Below are 4,276 nucleotides of genomic sequence, written 5' to 3' on the forward strand. Positions count from 1 at the left end.
CAGCCTCCAGAATCCCCATTTTCCCATATGCACACCCTTTATCCGCTATCAGCAAACCAGTAATAATATACTCAAGACGAAGGTCGTCTCCTTCGTAGCCTTCTATCAGCGTTATTAACTCATCAACCTTGTCTTGGACTTTATTCATCTCTTCCATGTCTTTCTCCTGTTTGTTTACTATCATATTCGCATCTACGTACCTTACCTGCTTAACCGCTTTTTTCATTTCTCTACCTCCATGTACCTTCGTTAGTTACGAGCTATTTTCCCTACTCCTCTTCCACAATCCTGCGTGTGTTGCTATTCCTACAGATCGTCTTTCAACTTCATCACCTCCTTCCGTTCCTGTTTATTCTTATCCATCTGGTACTAGTTTGCAGAATCGTTGTTATGGTTCACCGCCACATTTGGTATCCATATCGGGGTGAATGTGTTGTAAAATTCAGGAGCCAGCCCCTCGTTTGTCAATGCTTCGCAGACTTCATCCTTTATTTTTGTTAAATTTGTTAAAACCGTGTTATCATCAGAAGGAGCTCCGCAACGTATATAAACTCCGCGAACATACTCCCAGACGGCATCATCGAAGCTAGTGTAGAAACAGATTCCCCTGTTATCGTTGTTGGAAGCTTCCTCGATCATCACATCATAACCCTCGTATAGATTCGTTCCTATACTCATACGCGATAGGATCCCTTTTGAATTTAACTTCGCGAAGGCTTTGTTTATGCGCTCCTTGGTTTCTTCTTTCTCACATCCCTTACAAACATCTCCTGCTTCCTCTGCAGAGAGGATCTGCTCCCCGTTCTTAATACGTTGCATCCTGACGTCATATTTTTCTTCATAGGCCTTCTGAAACACTTCCATCTCTGCGGTTGCTGGAAACCTTCCCAGTTCCCGCAAACAGATTTCGCGCGCAAAGCACCAAGCATTGATGCTCGGCTGATTTCCACCGTTCGTATAACTTTCTATTAAATATCTCCGTGTACTCGGATCCAAAAGGAGAAGATTCTTAGTGTCTACCTCTACGCAACTTAAAGCCAGATCCTCCAACAAATCTTTGGCCTCTTGTCTCACCTTCTCCTTCATGCAACCATCTGTTTCTTTCGAATTCATTTCTTGGATTTTTTCTTTACCCATTTCCTTCTCCTTTTTTTGCTATGTTCTCTTTTTAAACTAAATTTCCTTTACAAGATTTTCCATATGTGTTACGCTTGTAAACGCAAAGAGTGGGGTAGTTATCTCCAGAAGAAACTATTTACGTCGCCACCTTTGCTCGCCACGGGAGCTCTGCAGGAGCTCCCGTGGCATTTCTAAATTCTACTTTTTCACTTTGTTTTTCTCCTTATGTTGTTGGTTAAAAAGCCATTACCCGCTATCCATAATGATTTACCATAGGCTCCTCCTTTCGTTTTTGTTTTAGTACCATTACCGCAATATAGTTCCTTGCTTGTTTTAATTGTATCATATGGCTTATATTTGTCAAGGATTATTTTTGCTTTTTTGAATTATTTTTTAATTATAGTTCAATATTGTCTTATTGTACGAGGGAAAATGGGGATTTAAATATATATAGTTACTTATTATGGGAAGTTGTATTGTATTACTGCAGGGAGATTTTTCCCTGCGATATTAGAATGATAAAACAGGAAACTTCTTCGGGAAGGAGAAAAGATCAAAGAGGAGGATTAAATGCTACTGCTCAATGCTACGTTATATACTTCTTTCGTTTCTCAATTTGAGCTCAGCGCCGTTTTCTATTAGCAGCTTGGCATGTCCTCTGTGGGACCTTTCAAAAGCTAAATCGAGAGGGGTATATCCTTTACCATCCCTGGCGTCTACATCTGCTCCGTTCTTTAAGAGAAAACCGGTGAACCCAGTGTTTTCTCTTGCTATAGCCAAATGAAGAGGTGTTCTCCCCTCTTTATCCATAGCATTTACATCCGCCCCGGAGTCAATTAGCAGTTTAGCAAAGCCATTGTGCTTTTGCTTGATAGAAAGATGTAAGGGTGAAAGACCCGAACTATTTCCTAAATTAATGTAGCTGTTATTTTCAATCAAAATTTTCATAGTGTCTAAACTGCCCGCCTCTACCGCAAAATGAAGAGGGGTCCACCCGTTTGTGTTGCTTGCATTTACGTCTGCTCCATTTTGAATCAAAATATCAACAACTTTAGCATTGCCGTTGTATGCGGCCAGGATAAGAGGTGTCCAGCCCTGGGGGTCTGCGAAATTCGCATTCGCCCCGTTTCCCAGCAAAAGTTTTACAATTTCCACATATCCCTTATGGGCTGCGTATACAAGAGGGGTATGCTCGTGTTGATCTCCAGAAGCTTCTACCTTCGCTCCGGAATCAATCAGCAGTTTTGCAGTTTCCAAATTACCTTTGTAAGCCGACCATAAAAGCGGCGTCCATCCGTCCTTATCTTGATCATTTACATTGCTGCCTTTCTCTATGAGGTGCTTTACAATATCAATGTGGTCAAAAATAACTGCCAGGTGAAATAGCGAAGTTCCAACTTCTTTTGCCGCGGCTTCAGCTCTATCATGCGATTTTCCTATCTTACCATCAATTATTTCATGCAGCGTTTTATCGATTAATAACTTAGCAACCTCAGCATGGTCCTTAGAGGCTGCGAGCAAGAACGGCGTCCACCCGTTTTTATCTGTTATATCCTGTGTCGCGCCTTTTTCTAAAAGCAGTTTTACAACGTCAGCATCTCCTTTGTGGGCCACCCAATGTAAAACCGTCCATCCCCTCGCGTCCACTTCATTTATATCTGCCATTTCATTCAGACCTTTAATTATTTCTTCTTTATTTTCTTCTTTGACTGCCTGCCATATTTTCATAATTCTAATCTCCCAGGTGGTTTTTCTCTCTCTGAATCACTAGTGCTTTGTCTGCCACCATCATTTTCTACTCTGTTTTTTCCCTCGGGCGTAGTTTTTAATCGGTTTTGCTTATAAGTCTCATAAATAACTTTTGGGTTCACTGTTTTTGTTATTCCCGCCGCCTGCGATTCTCTCCTCAGCATCTCTCTTACATACCTGCCGTTAATTTTCCCGCCCTTCAGAGTTCTGAAAAGATAATCCGATTCTTCGGCATCTAATATTTTAAGCCAGCTCTTGAGAAGGCTAAGAGCCCTATCTCTTAAATTAACTTCTTCTTCCCAAGACTTTAGTACGCCTTTCTCCCAATCTATATCCCCTACCTTTAACCCCACTATATCATTGATTCCCAAGCCGTTATGTAACATCAAACCGAGAATGCATTTATTTCTAAGACCTGTAGGGGCTTTTTCACTCGGAGCGTCTAAAAGCCTTTCTTGTTCCTCCTGTGTCAAAGTTTCCGGTTGTTCTTTTACCCGTTGCATTTGGCCTCCTTTCCAATATTGACTATTTTTTGTATTTCTTTACAAATAATACAATAAAGTTTTTATATTGTCAAGTTCTTCGTATATAATTCCTTATTAAATAAGAATATTGAACTTATGCCACCATAATGCAAACAGTAATTATTTGTTATGGTATTATATGACTAATTTCATCAAGGTACTTCTGGCGGTATTCAATTCAAAACACCGGGGGCTCCATAACCGCAAAACCACCGTCTCTTCCTTCATTGACATAGTTCCATCCGAGACTCGTTAAAACTACCAATCGGATACCCCTCGGATTGCCGCAAACAGCCTTCGGATTAGCCTTGGATGGAGGGATTTTTCAAGCAGAGTAGGTAGGTAGCGGGGTGGGTGGTTTACAACTAAAAAATAGAGTTTATGAGACGTTTTTGAGGATTATCGCATTTTATACTGTTGGGCGAGCCTTGGATTGGGGGGACCCCTGTTTTACCCGGTTTTGCCCCCTGACCGGTCACAAGGGAAATAAAGAAGCCGGCTTTTTTACGAGCCGGCTTCTCTCGTCATTACTTCATCTTTGCTTTAATTCATTCCGGCTAACGCCCCGGCAACCTTCACAAAAGGCGCAAGATGCAGCCTCAAAACAAACCGGGCCATCCTGTTCCCTTCAATGATTTCAGCAAAAGCGGGGCTCATACTGTAATATGCTCCTGTGAATTCCCTTCCCACCTTATTCGAAAGCAGGAACCCGTCCCTGAACGCTCTTAGCGCGGATACCTCAAGCGATAGCGAAGAGCCGTATGCCGCGGTTGCTATGAAGCATGTAGATGAAGAATCATCCTCTATCACCGGCTCATCCGTCACCCTTTCTGGGCCCCACGAAATCGGATCAAGTTCTCCCGTTTCCCCGGTGTCAGGAATGA

The 4,276-nt window shown here is 42.1% G+C and carries 5 protein-coding genes; all 5 read right to left on the reverse strand.

Going from position 1 to position 4,276, the window contains the following annotated elements:
- The coding region (locus tag QZP87_RS07345) for a hypothetical protein (RefSeq protein ID WP_291322271.1) at positions 1-226 on the reverse strand (226 nt) is incomplete at its 3' end.
- A gap of 143 nt (positions 227-369) precedes the next feature.
- Positions 370-1,137: a hypothetical protein gene (locus tag QZP87_RS07350; protein WP_291322272.1), complete on the reverse strand. Its 768-nt coding sequence runs from the start codon at positions 1,135-1,137 to the stop codon at positions 370-372.
- A gap of 573 nt (positions 1,138-1,710) precedes the next feature.
- Positions 1,711-2,847 carry an ankyrin repeat domain-containing protein gene (locus QZP87_RS07355; RefSeq protein WP_291322273.1) on the reverse strand — a complete coding sequence of 379 codons (1,137 nt, stop codon included), beginning with the start codon at positions 2,845-2,847 and terminating at the stop codon, positions 1,711-1,713.
- Complete coding sequence (locus QZP87_RS07360) at positions 2,844-3,371, reverse strand: tyrosine-type recombinase/integrase (protein ID WP_291322274.1); 528 nt, start codon at positions 3,369-3,371, stop codon at positions 2,844-2,846. The genes QZP87_RS07355 and QZP87_RS07360 overlap by 4 nt, the downstream gene beginning before the upstream one ends.
- Positions 3,372-3,935: 564 nt before the next feature.
- Positions 3,936-4,276: CFI-box-CTERM domain-containing protein (locus QZP87_RS07365; RefSeq protein WP_291322275.1), on the reverse strand; the 341-nt coding region annotated here is incomplete at its 5' end.

Source organism: Desulfonatronospira sp. (genome assembly GCA_003563255.1).
Classification (GTDB): domain Bacteria; phylum Desulfobacterota; class Desulfovibrionia; order Desulfovibrionales; family Desulfonatronovibrionaceae; genus Desulfonatronospira.